An 18,140-nucleotide genomic window follows, 5' to 3' on the forward strand; every position below is an offset into this window, starting at 1 on the left:
GCAAGCGGTCAGGCGTTCAGGGACACCTTCAGTTGCGCCAAGCCCTCGGCAACACGGTTGCGCAGGTGGGAGTCGGTCAGCTTGCCGTCGGTGAACACCTCATAGGCACTCGGGATGCCGACGGTGTCCTTGAGGACGTCGGCGCCGGCAACGGTGAGCATGCGCACGGCGTTCTCACGGGCCCACTCGCCACCGCGGGGCGAACCGGTGGCGGAGAAGACCACGGCCGGCTTGTCGTGCAGAGCGCCCTCACCATAGGGGCGCGAGCCCCAGTCGACGGCGTTCTTGACCGCGGAGCTCACGGCGCCGTTGTATTCGGGGGTCACCACAATGACCGCGTCGGCACGGGCGACCGCACCACGGAATGCGGCAACGGGCGACGGCACCGCGTCACCTTCGAGCTCTTCGTTGTAGTGCGGGAGTTCCGCGAGACCGTCATAGATCGAGGCGGACATGCCCTCCGGCATCATCTCGACCAGCTCGCGAGCCAGCAGGGCGTTGTAGGAATCGGCGCGGAGGCTGCCAAGGAGGATCAGGACGTTCATGGGGTTCCCTTATCAGTGAGTCGCACTTCAATCATCAAGTGATGCACTGAATCTTTCCGAACGCGGGCGCCTCGGTCAATCGGTTGACTACTGTGCGGAACGGTCGGCTAGCCTGACGGGTGTGGAGTCAACGGAGCGTCCTCTGGTCAGCCTGCTCGGCCGGGTGAAAGACGAGTTCGAGGCGACCTTCGCACGACGGCTGAAGGACTCCGAGTTCGACAATCTTTCGCTGGCCCATGCGTCGAACGTGTTGCGTCACCTCCATGACGGGCCGCAGCAGGCATCGAGGATCGTGGGTGTGTGCGGTGTGAGCAAGCAGGCGGTCAGCCAGCAGATCACCCATCTCCAACGAAACGGCTATCTGACGGTGCGGCCGCATCCGACGGACCACCGGGCGCGCGTGCTCGAGACAACCGACAAAGGACAGCGCGCACGGGTGGTTGTTGAACGAATCTTCGCCGAGATCGAAGCGGACTGGGTTGCCTCGCTCGGCCCGCAGGACGGGCCCGAACTCCGGCGCCTGTTGACCAGGCTGGCGGGCACGTTCGGACGCTGAGCGTCAGTGCACGTCAGGCGCTCTTCTCGCGCCGTTCCCGCTTGGGCAGCTGGGACCGCGGAACCAGCGTCGGCAGAGCGGACTGATTGACGACGTCACCGGAGATGACGACGCGCGCGACGTCCTCCTGGCTGGGCACGTCATACATCACATTGAGCAGGACCTCTTCGAGGATCGCGCGCAGACCACGGGCGCCGGTGCCGCGTGCCAGAGCGAGGTCGGCGACCGCCTCGACGGCGCAGTCGGTGAACTCGAGATCGACACCGTCCAGCTCGAACAGCTTGCGGAACTGCTTGATCAGGGCGTTGCGGGGCTCGATGAGGATGCGAATCAGTGCGTCACGGTCCAGTGGAGCCACCGAGGTGATCATGGGCAGCCGGCCGATGAACTCGGGGATCAGGCCGAACTTCACGAGATCCTCGGGCCGAACGTCGGCGAACGGGTCGCTCGACTCGGGCTGGCGTGCCTCCGTGTCGTTGTTGAAGCCGATCGGGCGCTTGCCCACGCGGCTGTCGATGATGTGCTCGAGACCTGCGAACGCACCGCCCACGATGAACAGCACGTTGGTGGTGTCGATCTGGATGAAGTCCTGGTGCGGATGCTTGCGGCCGCCCTGCGGCGGCACGGACGCGGTTGTGCCCTCGAGGATCTTGAGCAGCGCCTGCTGGACACCCTCGCCGGACACGTCCCGGGTGATCGACGGGTTCTCGGACTTGCGGGCGACCTTGTCGATCTCATCGATATAGATGATCCCGGTCTCGGCCTTCTTCACGTCGAAGTCCGCGGCCTGGATCAGTTTGAGCAGGATGTTCTCGACGTCCTCACCCACATAGCCGGCCTCGGTGAGAGCCGTCGCATCGGCCATCGCGAACGGCACGTTGAGCATCTTGGCGAGCGTCTGCGCGAGATAGGTCTTGCCGCAGCCGGTGGGGCCGATGAGCAGGATGTTGGACTTGCCCAACTCGACCGCGTCGTCCTCGGCCGCCCGGCGGGGCGTGGAGGCTGCTTGGGCCTGCACGCGCTTGTAGTGGTTGTAGACGGCGACCGCCAGCGCCTTCTTGGCGTTGCTCTGGCCGATCACATAGGTGTCGAGGAACTCCCGGATCTGACGCGGCTTGGGCAACTCGTCGAGCAACCCGACGTCGGAGCTCTCGGAGAACTCCTCCTCGATGATCTCGTTGCAGAGGTCGATGCACTCGTCACAGATATAGACCCCAGGACCAGCAATGAGCTTCTTGACCTGCTTCTGGCTCTTTCCGCAGAAGTTGCACTTGAGCAAGTCACCGCTCTCACCGATGCGCGCCATTGCCGGCCTCCCGAATCTTCAAGGTTCCGACTCTCACCCCGGGTGGGTTCGAGCCCGGCCCTCGTGGCGTTCACGACCACGCGGACCACACCCTAACCCGCCGCGGGCCGACAGGTGACGCCATTCCGTCGGCGGGCAGGGTGTTGTTCAGTTGTCGATCAGTCGGCGTTCTTCAACGACACGAGGATGTCGTCGATCATGCCGTATTCCTTTGCCTGTGCGGCCGTCAAATATTTGTCGCGCTCGACGTCCTTGCTGATCGTCGCGACGTCCTGTCCGGTCGCATCGGCGATCATCTGTTCCATCAGCGCGCGGATCCGCAGGATCTCGTTGGCCTGGATCTCGAGGTCCGAGGACTGGCCATAGGAGGACTGCCCCATCGCCGGCTGGTGGATGAGGATCGTCGAGTTCGGCAGCGCCAGCCGCCGGCCCTTGGTCCCCGCTGCGAGCAGCACGGCCGCAGCCGATGCCGCCATGCCGAGGCAGATGGTCTCGATCTCGGGCTTGATGTAGCGCATCGTGTCATAGATGGCCGTCATCGCCGAGAACGAACCGCCCGGAGAGTTGATATAGATGCTGATCTTGCGATCGGAATCCATCGACTGCAGGCACAGGAGCTGAGCCATGACCGCGTTGGCGATCTCGTCGTTCACCGGGGTGCCGAGGAAGATGACCCGCTCCTCGAACAGCTTGGTATAGGGGTCGACCCGACGCACACCGTAGGACGTGCGCTCCTCCCACTGCGGGATGAAGTAGTTGCTCATCGGCCCTTCAGGGGCCAGTCCGGACGGCGGGAGCGCCTGCTCCCGCTGCTCCATGTTGAACCGAGCGAGGTTGTTCAAGTTCATGTCTGCTCCTCTCACTGGTTCGGGGCGTCGTCGGTGATCTGGGACGCCTTCTCGTAGACGTGATCGATGAAGCCGTATTCCAAGGCCTCCGCCGCGGTGAACCAGCGGTCGCGGTCGGAGTCGGCATTGATCTGCTCGACGGTCTGGCCGGTGTGCTGGGCGATCAGGTCGGCCATCACACGCTTGATGTGCAGTGACTGCTCCGCCTGGATCCGGATGTCGGAGGCGGTGCCACCCAGACCACCCGACGGCTGGTGCATCATGATGCGGCTGTGGGGCAGCGCATAGCGCTTGCCCTTGGTGCCCGCCGAGAGCAGGAACTGGCCCATGGACGCCGCGAGGCCCATGGCCACGGTCGCGACATCGTTGGAGATCCACTGCATGGTGTCGAAGATCGCCATGCCGGAGTCCACCGAACCGCCGGGCGAGTTGATGTAAAGGTAGATGTCCTTGTCAGGGTCTTCCGCGTTGAGCAGCAGCATCTGGGCACAGATGGCATTCGCATTGTCGTCACGGACCTCGGAGCCCAAGAAGATGATGCGGTTGGCCAGGAGTGCCTGATAGACGTTGTCGCTCATGCTGGCCCCACCGCCGGTGGAGGCCGCGCGGATCAGCGACGGGTTGAGTCCGATGTTGTTCACGCTCCTGAAACTACCTGTCCGCTCGGACAATCCGAACGGTTATCCTGCGCTGTTCGCTGACGGCGCACCGGTGCTGTCAGACTGGTCCGGCCCCTGCGGGTTCCCGCTCGGGCGCTGTGACCGCAGTCCCTGTCGAAGGAGCCTTCCGTGGCCACCCGCACCGCCGCCGACCGCACCTGGTTGATCGCCCTCGCCGCCTCGATGTGGGGGGTCTCGGGTTTGCTCCGTTCGCCGCTGTCGAAGGAGCACGCCTCTCCGACGATCGTCCTCGCTGAGCACCTCATCCTCGTCCTGCTGGTGTCCCCGGTGCTGATCGGTGCACTGCGCGCCTGGTGGCGCAGCACGCTCCGCACGCGCATCGCCATCCTGGTGATCGGGGGCGGCTCGTCAGCGCTGGCCACCACGCTGTTCACCCTCGCGTTCCGCACCGGCGATCCGATCACCCCGCAGGTGCTTCAGAAACTCCAGCCGCTGCTCGCTCTCACGTTCGCGGCCGTTCTGCTGGGAGAGCGGCTGCGGCCCCGATTCGCGTTCTTCGCGGTGCCTGCGCTGGTGGGCGCTTGGCTGCTCGCATTCCCCAACCCGCTCGGGGTGGGCGTGAATGCCCTCACTCCGGCGCTGCTCGGGCTCGGATCGGCCGCACTGTGGGCGCTGGGCACGGTGCTCGGCCGGCTCGTCAGCGGAGAACTCGCCTTCCATCACGTCACCGCCCTGCGGTTCTTCTTCGGCATGCTCGCGCTCCTGGTCATCGCCCCGGCCACCGGATCGCCGCTGCTCATGCCGATGGCCACTTGGCCTCGGCTGCTGGTGCTGGCACTCGTGCCGGGGCTGATCGCGCTCGTCCTCTACTACGTGGGGCTCAAGCACACCCCGGCCTCCCGTGCCACCCTCGCAGAGCTGGCGTTCCCGCTGACCGCCGCGGCAATCGGTGTCTTCATCCAGCACGCCACGCTTCAGCCGACCCAGTGGGCGGGGTTCGTTCTGGTCCTCGTGACGATCATCGCGCTGGCTCTGCACGAGCGCACGCAGGAGCGCACGGCGGTGCGTGCACCGACCGCCGCCGGCGTACCTCCCGCTCCCCTGCCCGAGGGCACCCCACGGTAGAACCGGATCTGAGCGCTGGTTTGCTGGTCCCATCGTCATCACGAGGGGAGCCCGCATGATCAGGATCGGTTACAAGGCCTCCGCCGAACAGTTCGCGCCGCTCGAGCTCGCCGACTTCGCCGTCTCGGCAGAGGCGCACGGGTTCGACTCCGCGACGATCTCCGACCACTTCCAGCCGTGGCGCCACAAGGGCGGCCACGCCCCGAACTCGATCGCGTGGCTCGCCCATGTCGGAGCCCGCACCGAGCGGATCATGCTCGGCACGTCGGTGCTGACGCCGACGTTCCGCTACAACCCCGCGGTCATCGCGCAGATGTGGGCGACGATGGGCTGTCTCTATCCGGGCCGGGTCATGCTGGGCGTCGGCACGGGCGAAGCGCTCAACGAGATCGCGGTCGGGCAACCCGAGTGGCCGCCGTTCAAGGAGCGTTTCGCACGTCTCCGCGAGTCCGTACGCCTCATCCGGCGGCTCTGGACCGAGGACAGGGTGACCTTCGCCGGTGACTATTACCGCACGGTGGACGCGATGATCTACGACCGCCCGGACACACCGATCCCGATCTATGTGGCGGCGGGCGGCCCAGTGGTCGCGAAGTACGCAGGCCGCCAGGGCGATGGCTTCATCTGCACCTCCGGCAAGGGGGCAGAGCTCTATCGCGATGAGCTGATCCCCGCGGTCAAAGAGGGTGCGGACCTGAACGCCAGAGAGTTCGACTCGATCGACAGGATGATCGAGATCAAGCTGTCCTTCGACCCCGATCCCGAGCTCGCTCTGGAGAACTGCAGGTTCTGGGCGCCGCTGTCCCTGCCGAAAGACCAGAAGCATTCGATCTCCGACCCCGAGGAGATGGAGGCGGCCGCTGATGCGCTGCCGATCGAGCAGATCGCCCAACGCTGGATCGTCGCCAGCACCCCCGAGGACGCGATCGACCGGATTCGCTTCTATACCGACCTCGGCTTCAACCACCTCGTTTTCCACGCTCCCGGTCACGACCAGGACCGGTTCCTGACCACGTTCGCCGACCAGGTCATGCCCGGACTCCGAGAGCTGTGACGGCCGCCCCCGGTGACGCCCCCGGCACCATCCCGGCGGCCGATCGTGCAGCAACCATCATCGAGCTGCTCGATGACGCCCAGCGCACCCGCTATTTCGGCCATCGGGCCCAGGTGCGGGCCAAGGCAGAGCTCGCGCAGGCGATCGGGCAGGTGGACGACGACGTCCGGAATCGGCGCGCGCTGAGCCCGGCGCTGGTGACGGAGCGCGCGGAGATGCTCGCGATCCATCGTCGCGCGGCCGGTGTCCACGTGTTCTTCGAGCGGCTGTGGTGGTGGGTCTTCTTTGTCCTCGGCTGGACATTCCTCGGGGCGGGCATTCTGGCCATCGTCGTCGGCGCCTTCACCGGTGGGCTCGAGAGCGTGGCCGGCGACTGGCGCTTCGGCGACGATCTGTCCTCGGGCGCGGGGTCGTTGGTCGCCCTCTCGGGCGTCGCTCTGGTGCTGAGCACACTGGCGGGATTTGCCAGGAACGCCGCGATCACCCTGGGGCGGCGACGCAGCCGGGGAGCCCTCCTTGCCTGGGCGAGCGATCGTCCCGGGCAACTCGCGCGCGGGGTCTATGCGGACGATCGGCCCAATCCCTATGGCGGTGGCTGCTTCCGCAAGGCCGTCGGCGGTTGTCTGCTCGGTGTCGGTGCGATGATCGCCGTCCCGCTCGCCCTGGCCTTGTTCCTGGACTTCGCCCTCGGTGGTCCCAACACCGACTGGATGGCCGGTGGGGCCGTTGCTCTCGCCGTGGCAATCGTTGTCGCGGGGCTGGGCTATCTGATCCTGTCACCACGGCTGCGACGGAAAGTGGCGAGTCCGACGCAGTCGCTCATGTGGGCGTACAACGTTCTGCCGACCCCGGCAGCCCAAGAGAACGGCCCGCCCCCTGCAGGGAACGGGCCGTTGGCAAAGGCTGATTGATCAGGCCTTGTCCGCTGTCTCCTCCGCCTCCGCGGGCTCCTCGACTTCGTCGGCGGAGTCCGGGCTGTCGGGGGAATCCGGGCTGTCGGGGGAATCCGGGCTGTCGGGGGAATCGGCCGACTCGACGTCGACCTCGCCCTCGGTGTCCATCCCGGCGAGCGAGCCGTCCTCCTGGAGGAACTTGAGGTTGATGTCGTTGCCGTCCGCGTCGGTCACGGTGGCTGCGTCGACGATCATGGCGAGCGCCTTGCCCCGGCGGATCTCGGTCATCCACTCGCCCATGTGGTTGTGCTCCAGCATGTGCTGCATCTCCTGCTCGGGAGACGTGCCGGACTGCTGGGCCTTGCGGAGAATGTGCTGGGTCAGGTCCTGCTGCTCAACGCCGATCTCTTCGTTGTCAGCGACCTGGTCCAGGAGGAGCTGCGCCTTGAGCGCCTCGGCGGAACGGGCATCGATATCGGCCCAGAACTCCTCGGCAGTCTGCTCGGTGTCGCCGTCTTCCAGATATTGGTCCAGGGTCAGGCCGGCCTGGGCGAGCTGGTTCTGGATCTGCTGGTGCCGGGCGTCGATCTCGGCCTGCAGGACCTTCTCGGGCAGTTCGATCTCGACGCGGGAGATGACCTCCTCGAGCACCTTGTCACGCGCATCGGCCGCCTGCTCGAGGCGGGCCATGTTCTGCACGGTGGCGCGCAGGTCCTCGCGCATCTCATCGACAGTGTCGAACTCGGACACCAACTGCGCGAACTCGTCGTCGACCTCGGGCAGTTCCTGCACCGACACCTTCTGCAGGGTGACGGTCACGTCGACGGTCTCACCGCGCAGCGGGCCGCCGACCAGCTCGGAGGAGAAGGTCGCGGACTCGCCTGCGGACAAGCCGGTCACGGCCTCGTCGAGGCCATCGAGCATGCCGCCGGAACCAATCTTGTATTGCACCCCGGCAGCCGTCGCCTCTTCGAGCTCCTCGCCGTTCTGGGCGCCGACCAGGTCGACGGTCACCACGTCGCCCTCCTCTGCGGCGCGCTCGACCTCGGCCAGCGTGCCGAACCGCTGCCGGAGAAGATCGATCTGCTCCTCGACGCGCTCCTCACCGACCTCGAGGTTGTCCACCTGCACCGACACGGCGTCGAACGCGGGGACCTCGAACTCGGGCCGCACATCCACCTCGGCGGTGAACTCGACGAGCTCGTTGTCCTCGAGCTTGGTGACCTCGACCTCGGGCTCGCCGAGCGGGGTGAGCTCGTTCTCCTGGATGGCCTTGCCATAGAGCTCCGGCAGGGACTGGTTGATGGCCTCGTTGAGCACCATGCCGCGGCCGAACCGCTGGTCGATCACCAGCGGCGGCACCTTGCCGGCCCGGAAACCGGGGATGTTCACCTGTGAGGCGATGTCCCGATAGGCCTTGTCCAAGGCTGGCTTCAACTCGGCGAACGGCACCTCGACGGTGATCTTGACCCGGGTCGGGCTCAGCTTCTCAACGGTGCTTGGCAAGGTCTTCTCCTGGGATGAACGTCATTTGAAACGTCGGGGCGACAGGACTCGAACCTGCGGTCTCCTGCTCCCAAAGCAGGCGCGCTAGCCACTACGCTACGCCCCGGTGCCCGGTTGGGCGATGGCGAGTCTAACCGCCATCACGCCCCCGGATCTACTCGGAACACGAATCAGACAGGCTGTCCCTCAGGAATCAGCTCGGCATAGAAAATGATGCGCGAGTCCCAGTCCCCGGTGGCGGGCACGAAGTCCCAGCAGATCATGATCGCCAGCTGGGGTGGGCCATCGGGGTTGTGGAACACACCGGAGGTCGGGTCATAGGTGTCGACCCAGACTTTGGTGCTGCCCGTGTAGCGATAGCACACCTGGTTCCCCTGCGCGTCGGACACCTTGATCAGGTCGCCCTCCCGGAGCCCGCCCGTGCCGTCCTTCAGGCCGTTCTTCCCATAGAGATCGTTGCCGAGCGCCTGGCCCTTGGAATAGGTATGGATCGTCAGGATGACGTTGCCCTGGGTGGTGCCGGGTTCGGGGCTGCCGTTGTACCACGCCGTCGTGTAGGCCTCGTTCGGCGGCGGGGCGCCCGGATTGCCGTCCTTGTCCTTGCCGACGACCATCATCGGCGAGTCGACCTGCATGCGTTCGATCACGAACTGGGTCGGCGATTCCATGGGCCCGGTGAAGTTCGTGCAGGTCTCCTGGCCCGCCGCGGCGGTGGGGGACGACCCGTCGGGTGTCCTGGCCTCGGCGGGTCCGGTCGTCGCCACCGGTCTGTCCGCCGGCGTGGTCGCCACCTGCGCCGGCCCTGTCGGCCGGAGGGCGAGGACCGCCCCCACCACGATGAGGGCGGCGACCAGCACTCCGAGCGCAACCTGGAACGCGCGGTTCTTCAAAAGCTTGGGCATGGGGGCACTTTCCTCGACCGGGGCGACCTCTGCACGATATCCGCAACGCGGTCGATCCTGCGCAGATCAGCTATGCTGTGCTGCGCACGCGGATGTAGCTCAATGGTAGAGCCCCAGTCTTCCAAACTGGCTACGCGGGTTCGATTCCCGTCATCCGCTCCAATTTCAGTCCGTCGAGGGCAGCTCAGTCCGTCGAGGGCAGCGTGAGCAGCCACGCGACCGCTTCGAGACCGTCCGGTTCCAGCGGTGAGCGAGCAATCAGCCTGCGTACGCGCCGGTACGCGACCGTCGGCTCGCCCTGCGGGTTCGGCAGGAGTGCGTCCACCGCGAGGGCCCGGGCCGCGTCGGCATCGCTCCGGAGCGGCCACAGCTCTCCGGGGTCTGTCGCGCACAACAGGTCGACCTCACGTCGCGCGCGGACCAGGCGTACGCCGACCTCCTCCGACCCGCCCGCCAGCAGAAGCTGAAGTTCTGTGAGCGTGACCGGGTCGGTGTCCGGGTCTGCGAGAAGCCCGACAAGACGTCCCGCCAAGCTCTCCGGCGTGAGCCCGTCGACCGCATCGGGCGCGGCGGTGAACAGATGGAGGCCGGCAAGCAGGACACCGGGGCCGGGCGGCAGTGCTGCCAGTTCTGCCGCCGCCCGAACCGCGAGATGCTCCCCGAGCAGGTCTCGCGCACGCAGCAGGAGCACGACCCGCAGCGGCCCGGGGGCGTCCCCGGGCCTGTCCAGATAGGCCTCGACGAGCCCCGCGGCTTCGTCCTGCCCCACTGTGTGGTCCGCGACGCCGCGCAACACGATCAGCGCTTCGGCGGCCGTGGTGAGTTCACCCCGATCGACGAGGTCGCGCGCGATGCGGCCGCAAGCGCGGTGGATATCGACATACGACACCTCCAGCCGAGCGACACCGCGCGGTTCGGCGATCTCGAGGACATCGAGGTCCGGCGCGCCGGTCACGGCCCGCACCGTGACCGCGACATCCGGGTGCTCGATCAACGGGTCGGCGCGATCTGCGAACGGGTGATCGAGTGAATCGGGAAACCAGATCGGGAGCCGCTGCCGCACTCGATCGGGGCCGGCGTACCACTCCCCCGACAGCACCACCTGATAACGGCCACCGGGCGCCAACTCGAGCTCTGGAGTGCCCAGCCCGTCCCGGCCCGCGAACAGGTCCCCGCGGGTGAGCCGCAGGCTGAGACAGCGGGGCGAGGTGAGGCGGTGATACGTGAGGTACGCGACCGCGCCCGCACCGAACACCTCCAGCAGGCCATCTGCACCGGCTGCGGCATCCAGCAGGAGCCGGCCGACCCGCACCGGGCGGTCCCCCGGGTTCGTGAGCCCGATGCGCATCTGCCACACGTGGTCGAAGCTGTGCCGCACCCGCACATCCAGCCCCGCACAGCGGCCGGCCGTCTCGATTTCGTCGGCATCGACCCGGATCTCATCAGGTCGATAGGGCTCGTCCGCGATCCCCCGCACGCCCAGTGCGCCGACCAACTGTTCGGAGTCGCCGAGCAGAAGACCAGTGAGCCGGCCGTCGGGCCCGACGGTGATCTGGGCGCCCTCGGACCCGGCCGTGTCCCCCCACCAGCTGAGCACCTCTTCGTGCGAGTTCATCGGCGCCTCTGGCAGCGTCCGCACCAGAACAGGTTCCGTCCCTCCAGCACGGCGGTCCGGACGCGCGAGCCGCACACCAGGCACGGCTGGTCGTGGCGCCGATAGACATAGACCTCCCCGCCGTGGTCATCCACGCGCGCAGGGCGGCCCATGGCCTCCGGGCTGTGTTCAGGTCGGACCGTGTCGATGCGGTTGTCCCGCACACCCAATGGCATGAGCTCACCCAGGTCGGCCCAGACAGCTCGCCACGACGCTTCGCGAAGCTCCTTCCCCGGCCGCATCGGGTCGAGACGGTTCCGGAACAGCACCTCGGCGCGATAGACGTTGCCGACCCCCGACAGCACCGACTGATCCATGAGCAGCGCAGCGATCGGTTTGCTCGACCGCTTGATCCGCTGCCACGCACGGTCGGGATCGGCGTCGGACCGCAGTGGGTCAGGGCCCAGCCGCGCCACTTGGGCGGACACCTCGGCGGGCGTGCGCAGGGCGCAGAGCTGGGGGCCCCGCAGATCGGCGGCGGTCTCGTCGTTGGCGAGCCGCAGCCGGACCTGTCCGACGGGGGGACGGAACGGGCCGATCTGGAACTTGCCGATCAGGCCGAGGTGGATGTGGACGATGCGATCGGCTTCGAAATCCAGGAAGAGGTGCTTGCCGTGGGCGGAGGTCGCCACCAGCTCGGTGCCGTCCAGCAACTCCGCGGCGGCGGCCATCCGGCCCTGCGGCGAGCTCACTGCGGGTCGGGTCCCGGCGAACGCCTCCCCGAGGTCCAGTGCGAGTCGATGCAGGGTGTGTCCCTCGGGCATCAGAAACTCTCCCTCCGCGACATCGGATCTCCGAGACTATCCTGACCGCATGAGAACCCCTGAGCCTTCACCCCATCGGGATTTCGGGCGCGACGGGGTCTCGGGGCTGGTGAGCCCGGGCCGTGCCCTGCGCGCCCGGGAGGTGTCTCGACCGACCGCGGAGGATCTGCTCGAAGCCGAGCGTGCCGCGGACGGCATGCTCGCCCGCTTGGATCAGCAGCGCCAGCGCCGACGACGGCGCTGAAGCCCCACCGCGATGGCCGACCTCACTTTGGGCCCCTGCATAGGCTCAACCAGTGCTCTCCCGTCGTCGCTTCCTGACCGGTCTCGCAGCAGCCGGGGCCTTGGGGGTGACCGGTTGCACCGTGCCGAGCTTTCCGGATCCGCCGACTCGCGAACGAGCCCGGTGCGTCCCGCGGGCCGAGCTGGCGCGGCACGGTGAGATCGGGGCGGCGCGGCTGCACTACGACATCGACGGGGAGCCGCGGCCGGTCCATTTCGACGCAGGTTTCCACCGCCAGCTCGAAAGCTGGTGGGCGGACTGGCGTGAGACGTCGGGGCTGGGCGATGCGAACCGGATCGACAACTTCGGCGCGTGGATCGATGGCCGCGGGGCGTGCGACTCGTGGCACCACGCGGGCCGCGCCTTCGATCTCGGCAGGATCCGCCGCGACGGCGACGTCCTGGTGTCCTGCCGGGAGGACGTCTGGGCAGGGACTTCGGACGAGCCGCAGCGGCGGCGCGGCTATTGGGCACTCGCGGCACATCTCCACATCCACTTTGCCCATGTCCTCACCTATCTGTTCGATGCCGCGCACCGCAATCACATTCATCTCGACAACGGATTGAGCGGCTCGGGCCTGTCGACGTTCCGGCCCGGTTCGCGGGTGCAGGTGCAGGTCGTGCAGGCGTCGGCGCGCTGGTTGTTCGACGAGCCGGTCGAGATCACCGGGCGGCTGGACGCGGAAACCCGCCGCGCGGCCGAGTCGGTGCTGGACTCCCTCGGTCTTCGCGGCGGGCTCACGTCCGCCGACAACTGGCACGCCTATCTGCGGGCCGCTGCCGGGCGGGGACAGGTCTGATCAGTCGAAGATCGGACCGACGGTTCGGGTGCGCTTGGCCTCGAAGAAGCCGTCGTATTCGGTCATCAGCGCAAAGCCGTCGAAAAGCCGACCGGCCTGTTCGCCCTTCGGCGCAGGCGAGATCACGGGGCCGAACAAGGCCATGCCGTTGACGTGGATCACCGGAGTGCCGACCTCGTCCCCCACCGGATCCATGCCGGCATGGTGGGACCGACGCAGCGCCTCGTCGTTGGCGTCGGTGTCCCCCGCGTCCGCGAGCTCGGCGGGCAACCCGACGTCCGCCAGCGCCGCCTCGATGGTCGCGCGCTCGGTGACGTCCTCGCCCCCCGGATGCACGCGCGTGCCGATCGCCGTGTAGAACTCGGCGAGCTTCTCCTTTCCGTGCTGCTCGTCGATCGCGAGCGCGACACGGACGGCTGCCCAGGCCCTGTCCATCCGCTCCCGATAGTCGGGATCGAGGCCGTCGCGGCCCTCGTTGAGCACGGACAGGCTCATCACATGGAACGTCAGGTCCACGTCGCGGACCTTCTCCACCTCGGTCATCCAGCGGGAGGTCATCCAAGCCCAGGGGCAGAGCGGATCGAACCAGAAATCAACCTTGATGGGCTGCGCGGTGTCAGTCATGACGACCAGCCTAACGAGAGCCCTCACCGCACCCGACAACCGGACGGGCATCGCCCGGGTGCCGGCCGCTACGCTCGGAAGGCATTGGTGCCGTCGAAGCAGGAAGCAGGACTGTCCGTGGATCCAGCCAACATCACCCGCGCGGACACTGCCGCCCGCGCCGGACTGATCGCCACCCGGACCTACGAGATTCTGGTCGATCTGAGCGGCCGCGATCCCGATGGGAAGCAGTTGTCGGCGCCTGCCGAGACCTATGTCACCAGCTCACGCATCCGTTTCACCGCGAGCGCCGGGGTCACGGGCGTCGACGTCATCGCCGACAGCATCCTCACCGCGACCCTCAATGGAAAGCCGCTCGACACGTCGGGTTTCGACGGTGCCCGCCTGCCGCTCGAGCTGACCGACGGCGAACACGACCTCGTCGTCACGGCCCTCCACCGATTCAGCCGCAGCGGGCAGGGCATGCACCGCTTCATGGACGTGGATGAGCGGGTCTACCTCTACACCCAGTTCGAGCCCGCCGACTCCCGCCGCGTCTTCGCCTGCTTCGAGCAGCCCGACCTCAAGGCGCGCTTCTCGATCAGTGTGATCGCGCCGCGCGATTGGCTGGTCGTCAGCAATTCCGCCGACGTACGCCCCAGCGCTCTCGACAGCGACTTCGCCCGGTGGGACTTCGCCCCGACCGAACCGCTGCCGACCTATCTCACCGCGATCGTGGCCGGCGACTATCACCGCGTCGGCACGGCGATCACGAGTGCGGCGGGCCGGATCCCGGCATCGGTGATCTGCCGCGCGTCGCTCGCGGAGCATCTCGACACCGCCCGCATCATGGCGATCACCCAAGCGGGATTCGAGGTGTTCGAGGAGCATTTCGGCGCGCCATTCCCGTTCGACTCCTATGACCAGGCGTTCGTCCCCGAATACAACGCCGGGGCGATGGAGAACGCCGGCCTGGTCACGTTCCGTGACGATCTCGTCTTCCGTTCCCGCGCGACGCAGGCCCAGTTCGAGAACCGCGACAACACGATCCTCCACGAGCTCGCCCACATGTGGTTCGGCAATCTCGTGACCATGCGCTGGTGGGACGACCTGTGGCTCAAGGAGTCGTTCGCCGAATGGGCCTCGCACTTCGCCCAGTCACAGATCGACGAGGACCCGCGCCACGCCTGGGCGGCGTTCAACAACGCCCGCAAGACGTGGGCCTATCGAGCGGACCAACTCCCGTCCACCCATCCGATCGCCGCGGACATGGTCGATCTCGAGGCGGTGCAACTGAACTTCGACGGCATCACCTATGCCAAGGGCGCCTCCGCCCTGCGCCAGCTCGTCGCGTTCGTGGGCCAGGAGTCGTTCCTCGCGGGCGCCCGTCGCTATTTCGCCGAGCATGCGTGGGGGAACACGGTGCTGGGGGACTTGCTGTCAGCCCTGGAGGCAGCCTCCGGGCGCGACCTGTCAGGCTGGGCGGCGCAGTGGCTGGAGACCGCCGGCGTCAACACGCTCACGCCGGAGTTCGAGGTCGACGACCACGGCCGCCTCCGCGGCTTCACGGTGCACCAGACCGCCCACCCCGACCATCCGACCCTGCGGGACCACCGCATCGCCGTCGGGCTCTTCCGGTCCGACGAGGCCGGTCTGGAGCGGGTCGTGCGGGTGGAGACGGACGTGACCGGCGCGCGTACGCCCATTCCCGAACTCGACAACCAGCCGCAGCCCGACCTGATCCTGGTCAACGACGGGGACCTCACGTTCGCCAAGATCCGCATGGACGAGCGGTCGCGGCGCACGATGGTGTCCGCGATCGACCGCGTGCCCGACGAGCTCACCCGGAGCCTGCTCTGGAGCGCGGCGTGGGACATGTGTCGGGACGCGCAACTGCCCGTGGCGGACTATCTCGACATGGCGTTGATCGGCATCGCCCACGAATCGGACCAGACGGCGGTGTCGCGGGTGCTGGGCCAGACGCAGATGGCGACCACGCTGTTCCTCGCGCCGTCGGACCGCGGGGGCACGCGGGAGCGGCTCACCGCCGGCCACGCACGTCTGCTCCGCGACGCGCAACCGGGGAGCGACCACCAGCTCGCCTTTGCCCGCGCCCTCGCGAGCGGCATCACCACCAACGCCGGAGCCGATCTTGTTCTCGGCTGGCTCGACGGACACGAAGTGCCGGACGGTCTCGATCTGGACGCAGATCTGCGGTGGCACCTGATCACCGAGTTGGCTCGCCTCGGTGCGGTCGGCGACGACCGGATCGAGCGGGAGCTCGCACGGGACCACACGCTCTCCGGCAGCGAGCACGCGGCCGGCGCCCGCGCGGCGCGACCCTCCCGGGAGGCGAAGGAAGCGGCATGGCAGCGGGCCACGGCGGAGGCGGGCATCCCGAACGAGACCCACCGCCAGATCTGCCTGCAGTTCGTCCAACCCGGTCAGGAGGACCTGCTGGCCGACTTCGCGCCGCGCTATCTGGAGCTGGCCGAACAGATCTCGGCCAGGACCGGGGTCTGGCGCGACCACGGCGTTCATCTCGCCCAGTCGGCGCTCCGGTTCCTTTTCCCGCTCCCCGACACCGAGTGGTTGCGCCACCTCGACACGTGGCTCTCCCGCGCCGAAATCCAGGCATCGGTGCGCCGGATCATCGACGAGTGCCGCGACGATGCCCTGCGGGCGCTCGCGGTCCGGGCCGCCAACGCACCCCAGGAGAACGCATCATGAGCACGACCGTCGCCGACGTCGTCCGGCTCGTCGAGGCCCACTATCCGCCGCGGACCGCCGAAGGCTGGGACAAGGTGGGACTCGTGTGCGGGGCGGCGGACTGGCCGGTGACCTCGGTGCTGTTCACCGTGGACATCACCCCCGAGGTCGTCGCCGAGGCCGTCGAGCACGGGGCGGACCTGATCGTCGCCCACCATCCGCTCCTGCTCCGCGGCGTGCACGGCGTCGACGGCGCCCACCCGAAGGGCCGGATGCTCCTCGACATGATCCAGCACAGAATTGCCTGCTATGCCGCTCACACCAATGCCGACATCGCGCCGGACGGCGTCTGCGTCGCGCTCGCCGAGGCACTCGGGTTGGCTGCGCTGAGCCAATTGGATCCCCGGCCGGTCGAGCGGCTGGACCAGCTCGTCGCCTTCGTGCCGCAGGGCCACACCGAGGCCGTGGTGTCGGCCTGTGCGGAGGCGGGTGCGGGTCGCGTGGGAGCGTACGACCATTGCCACTTCCGCGTCACCGGCACCGGCTCGTTCCGTCCGCTCGAGGGCGCGGATCCGTTCGTGGGCACCGTCGGTGAGGTCGAGCACGTGCCGGAGGACCGGGTTGAACTGGTGCTCCCCCGCGGTCGGCGGGCAGCGGTGGTGGCGGCGATGCGCGCCGCGCACCCCTATGAGGAACCGGCCTTCCACATCCTCGAGCTCGCCCCGACCGACACGGCCCACGGCATCGGGCGCGTGGGCGAACTCGGCGCACCGGTGAGCGCCGCGGAGTTCGCCCAGCGGGTGGCGGATGCGCTGCCGCGGACGGTGACGGGGGTACGCCTCGCAGGTCCGGGCGACCGGCCCATCCGGCGGGTCGCCGTGCTGGCGGGTGCCGGGGACTCGCATCTCGACGCTGCCCGCGCGGCCGGGGTGGATGCCTATGTCACTTCGGACCTGCGGCATCACCCGGCCACGGAAGCCGTGGCCTGGGCGGGTGCGCCGGTCCTGATCGACGTGGCGCACTGGGCCGCGGAGTGGCCGTGGCTGCCGGTCCTGTCGGACCTCGTCGGGGCAGCGGTCCCCGGACTCGAGCGACGGGTGTCGCGCCTCAACACCGATGCGTGGACACAGCGGTTCGACGGGACGGCCGGCTGACCGACGCGGGACGGGTCAGGCGTCTTCCTCGGTCACGTGCAGGGTCCGCGGATGGCGGGCTTCCCGACCGAGTTGCAGCAGCCCCGAGCTGAGGCCGCCGGCGAGATCGCCGCCGGCGAAGCTGGAGGTCATGCCGACCGCGGCCAGTTGGCAGTCGGCATCCGGCAACAGCCGACGCGCGAGGTGACCGGTCACGATCTCGAGCACCTTGCGATCGGGGTCGCACATGACGAGCACGGCCCGTTCGGCGTCTGCGAGGGACGAGTGCAGCCCCTCGGCGAACGCCCGCGGGTTGCCGTCGGCGGCCCCGACGTAGAGCGAGAACCCCAGCCCGGAGTCCTCCTCTGCCATGCGCACGGCGCGCTTGAGGTCCTCGGTCTGCGACGGGGAGAAGCCCCCGGCGCTGACTTGGTCGGCACGCGCGAAATCACCAGCGGACACTTGCGCCTCCAGTCGTGGTCTCGATGGGATGGCCGCCCCGAGTCAGTTCCCCGTGGGCAGACCCGGTCGCGAACTCCCTCGACCCGGCGATCTGTCCGAGCCACAGCGGCTCGGCCACCTGGACATTGCCACCGCGGCCGCGACGGGTCAGAGTGGCGGACAACGTCAGGATGCCGACCACAACCGCGATGGCCACGGGGATCCCGACCAGGAGGAGCAGGTTCTGGACGACCGACGGCGCTTCCGTGGTCGGCCAACCGGGGAAATGACCCCCCGCCAATGGCACTAACATGCTGGGCAGATCGCTCATGGGGCCTACCGTAGTCCAGATGACACCGGTCGGCCATGCCGGTGGGACCGCCCGGCTCAGCCCCACAG

Annotated in this window: 19 protein-coding genes and 2 tRNA genes; 9 read left to right on the forward strand and 12 right to left on the reverse strand. The window is 68.0% G+C overall.

Annotation, left to right across the window (positions count from 1 at the left end; translation table 11 throughout):
* Positions 1-8: 8 nt before the first annotated feature.
* Positions 9-545 carry an NADPH-dependent FMN reductase gene (locus tag ACQ260_RS05100; RefSeq protein WP_432558299.1) on the reverse strand — a complete coding sequence of 179 codons (537 nt, stop codon included), beginning with the start codon at positions 543-545 and terminating at the stop codon, positions 9-11.
* A gap of 121 nt (positions 546-666) precedes the next feature.
* On the opposite strand from ACQ260_RS05100, the gene ACQ260_RS05105 reads away from it, so the two are divergent.
* Complete coding sequence (locus tag ACQ260_RS05105) at positions 667-1,101, forward strand: MarR family winged helix-turn-helix transcriptional regulator (RefSeq protein WP_432558300.1); 435 nt, start codon at positions 667-669, stop codon at positions 1,099-1,101.
* Between the two features lie 13 nt (positions 1,102-1,114).
* On the opposite strand, the gene clpX is transcribed toward ACQ260_RS05105, so the two are convergent.
* From clpX to ACQ260_RS05120, 3 genes are all read right to left on the reverse strand, one after another.
* The gene (clpX, locus tag ACQ260_RS05110) at positions 1,115-2,407 is read right to left on the reverse strand and encodes an ATP-dependent Clp protease ATP-binding subunit ClpX (RefSeq protein WP_432558301.1); all 1,293 of its coding nucleotides are present in this window, start codon (positions 2,405-2,407) and stop codon (positions 1,115-1,117) included.
* Positions 2,408-2,565: 158 nt separating this feature from the next.
* On the reverse strand, positions 2,566-3,255 hold the full coding sequence (locus ACQ260_RS05115) for an ATP-dependent Clp protease proteolytic subunit (protein WP_432558302.1): 690 nt from the start codon (positions 3,253-3,255) through the stop codon (positions 2,566-2,568).
* Positions 3,256-3,266: 11 nt separating this feature from the next.
* Complete coding sequence (locus ACQ260_RS05120; protein ID WP_432558376.1) at positions 3,267-3,833, reverse strand: ATP-dependent Clp protease proteolytic subunit; 567 nt, start codon at positions 3,831-3,833, stop codon at positions 3,267-3,269.
* Positions 3,834-4,043: 210 nt separating this feature from the next.
* Between ACQ260_RS05120 and ACQ260_RS05125 the strand changes: the two genes are divergently transcribed.
* Genes ACQ260_RS05125 through ACQ260_RS05135 form a run of 3 tightly spaced genes read left to right on the forward strand, consistent with a single transcriptional unit; the run spans position 4,044 to position 6,965 of the window.
* Complete coding sequence (locus ACQ260_RS05125) at positions 4,044-5,000, forward strand: DMT family transporter (protein WP_432558303.1); 957 nt, start codon at positions 4,044-4,046, stop codon at positions 4,998-5,000.
* A 55-nt stretch (positions 5,001-5,055) separates the two neighbouring features.
* Entirely contained in the window at positions 5,056-6,054 is a 999-nt protein-coding gene (gene fgd / locus ACQ260_RS05130; RefSeq protein WP_432558304.1) for a glucose-6-phosphate dehydrogenase (coenzyme-F420), read from the forward strand.
* A complete protein-coding gene (locus ACQ260_RS05135) occupies positions 6,051-6,965 on the forward strand; it encodes a hypothetical protein (RefSeq protein WP_432558305.1) in 915 nt (304 codons plus the stop codon). Before fgd ends, ACQ260_RS05135 begins: the two co-directional genes overlap by 4 nt.
* On the opposite strand, the gene tig is transcribed toward ACQ260_RS05135, so the two are convergent.
* The 3 genes from tig to ACQ260_RS05150 all read right to left on the reverse strand — a co-directional run bounded on the left by tig (position 6,966) and on the right by ACQ260_RS05150 (position 9,355).
* A complete protein-coding gene (gene tig, locus ACQ260_RS05140) occupies positions 6,966-8,453 on the reverse strand; it encodes a trigger factor (protein WP_432558306.1) in 1,488 nt (495 codons plus the stop codon).
* A gap of 33 nt (positions 8,454-8,486) precedes the next feature.
* Positions 8,487-8,559 (reverse strand) — tRNA-Pro (locus ACQ260_RS05145).
* A 64-nt stretch (positions 8,560-8,623) separates the two neighbouring features.
* Positions 8,624-9,355: a class F sortase gene (locus tag ACQ260_RS05150; RefSeq protein ID WP_432558307.1), complete on the reverse strand. Its 732-nt coding sequence runs from the start codon at positions 9,353-9,355 to the stop codon at positions 8,624-8,626.
* Between the two features lie 88 nt (positions 9,356-9,443).
* On the opposite strand from ACQ260_RS05150, the gene ACQ260_RS05155 reads away from it, so the two are divergent.
* A tRNA-Gly gene (locus ACQ260_RS05155) sits at positions 9,444-9,517 on the forward strand.
* A 22-nt stretch (positions 9,518-9,539) separates the two neighbouring features.
* Here the strand turns inward: ACQ260_RS05155 and ACQ260_RS05160 are convergent.
* Together ACQ260_RS05160 and ACQ260_RS05165 are read right to left on the reverse strand one after the other, a co-directional pair.
* Entirely contained in the window at positions 9,540-10,994 is a 1,455-nt protein-coding gene (locus ACQ260_RS05160) for a hypothetical protein (protein WP_432558308.1), read from the reverse strand.
* Positions 10,967-11,773, reverse strand: coding sequence for an Fpg/Nei family DNA glycosylase (locus ACQ260_RS05165; RefSeq protein WP_432558309.1), 807 nt, complete (start codon positions 11,771-11,773; stop codon positions 10,967-10,969). Before ACQ260_RS05165 ends, ACQ260_RS05160 begins: the two co-directional genes overlap by 28 nt.
* A gap of 49 nt (positions 11,774-11,822) precedes the next feature.
* Between ACQ260_RS05165 and ACQ260_RS05170 the strand changes: the two genes are divergently transcribed.
* Together ACQ260_RS05170 and ACQ260_RS05175 are read left to right on the forward strand one after the other, a co-directional pair.
* Positions 11,823-12,017, forward strand: coding sequence for a hypothetical protein (locus tag ACQ260_RS05170; protein ID WP_432558310.1), 195 nt, complete (start codon positions 11,823-11,825; stop codon positions 12,015-12,017).
* A 52-nt stretch (positions 12,018-12,069) separates the two neighbouring features.
* Positions 12,070-12,855, forward strand: a complete 786-nt coding sequence (locus ACQ260_RS05175) for a twin-arginine translocation signal domain-containing protein (RefSeq protein WP_432558311.1) — start codon at positions 12,070-12,072, stop codon at positions 12,853-12,855.
* Here ACQ260_RS05175 and ACQ260_RS05180 read toward each other — a convergent pair whose 3' ends face one another.
* Positions 12,856-13,479: a mycothiol-dependent nitroreductase Rv2466c family protein gene (locus tag ACQ260_RS05180; protein ID WP_432558312.1), complete on the reverse strand. Its 624-nt coding sequence runs from the start codon at positions 13,477-13,479 to the stop codon at positions 12,856-12,858.
* 117 nt (positions 13,480-13,596) lie between these two features.
* Between ACQ260_RS05180 and pepN the strand changes: the two genes are divergently transcribed.
* Both pepN and ACQ260_RS05190 read left to right on the forward strand, forming a co-directional pair.
* Positions 13,597-16,188: an aminopeptidase N gene (gene pepN / locus ACQ260_RS05185; RefSeq protein WP_432558313.1), complete on the forward strand. Its 2,592-nt coding sequence runs from the start codon at positions 13,597-13,599 to the stop codon at positions 16,186-16,188.
* Entirely contained in the window at positions 16,185-17,321 is a 1,137-nt protein-coding gene (locus ACQ260_RS05190) for a Nif3-like dinuclear metal center hexameric protein (protein WP_432558314.1), read from the forward strand. The genes pepN and ACQ260_RS05190 overlap by 4 nt, the downstream gene beginning before the upstream one ends.
* Positions 17,322-17,336: 15 nt before the next feature.
* Here the strand turns inward: ACQ260_RS05190 and ACQ260_RS05195 are convergent, their stop codons facing one another.
* Both ACQ260_RS05195 and ACQ260_RS05200 read right to left on the reverse strand, forming a co-directional pair.
* The gene (locus ACQ260_RS05195; protein ID WP_432558315.1) at positions 17,337-17,762 is read right to left on the reverse strand and encodes a DUF5130 family protein; all 426 of its coding nucleotides are present in this window, start codon (positions 17,760-17,762) and stop codon (positions 17,337-17,339) included.
* Positions 17,749-18,072 (reverse strand): hypothetical protein, encoded by a 324-nt coding sequence (locus ACQ260_RS05200; protein WP_432558316.1) that lies wholly within the window; start codon positions 18,070-18,072, stop codon positions 17,749-17,751. The genes ACQ260_RS05195 and ACQ260_RS05200 overlap by 14 nt, the downstream gene beginning before the upstream one ends.
* Between the last annotated feature and the right edge of the window lie 68 nt (positions 18,073-18,140).

This window comes from Ammonicoccus luteus (genome assembly GCF_050880385.1).
Taxonomy (GTDB): domain Bacteria; phylum Actinomycetota; class Actinomycetes; order Propionibacteriales; family Propionibacteriaceae; genus Enemella.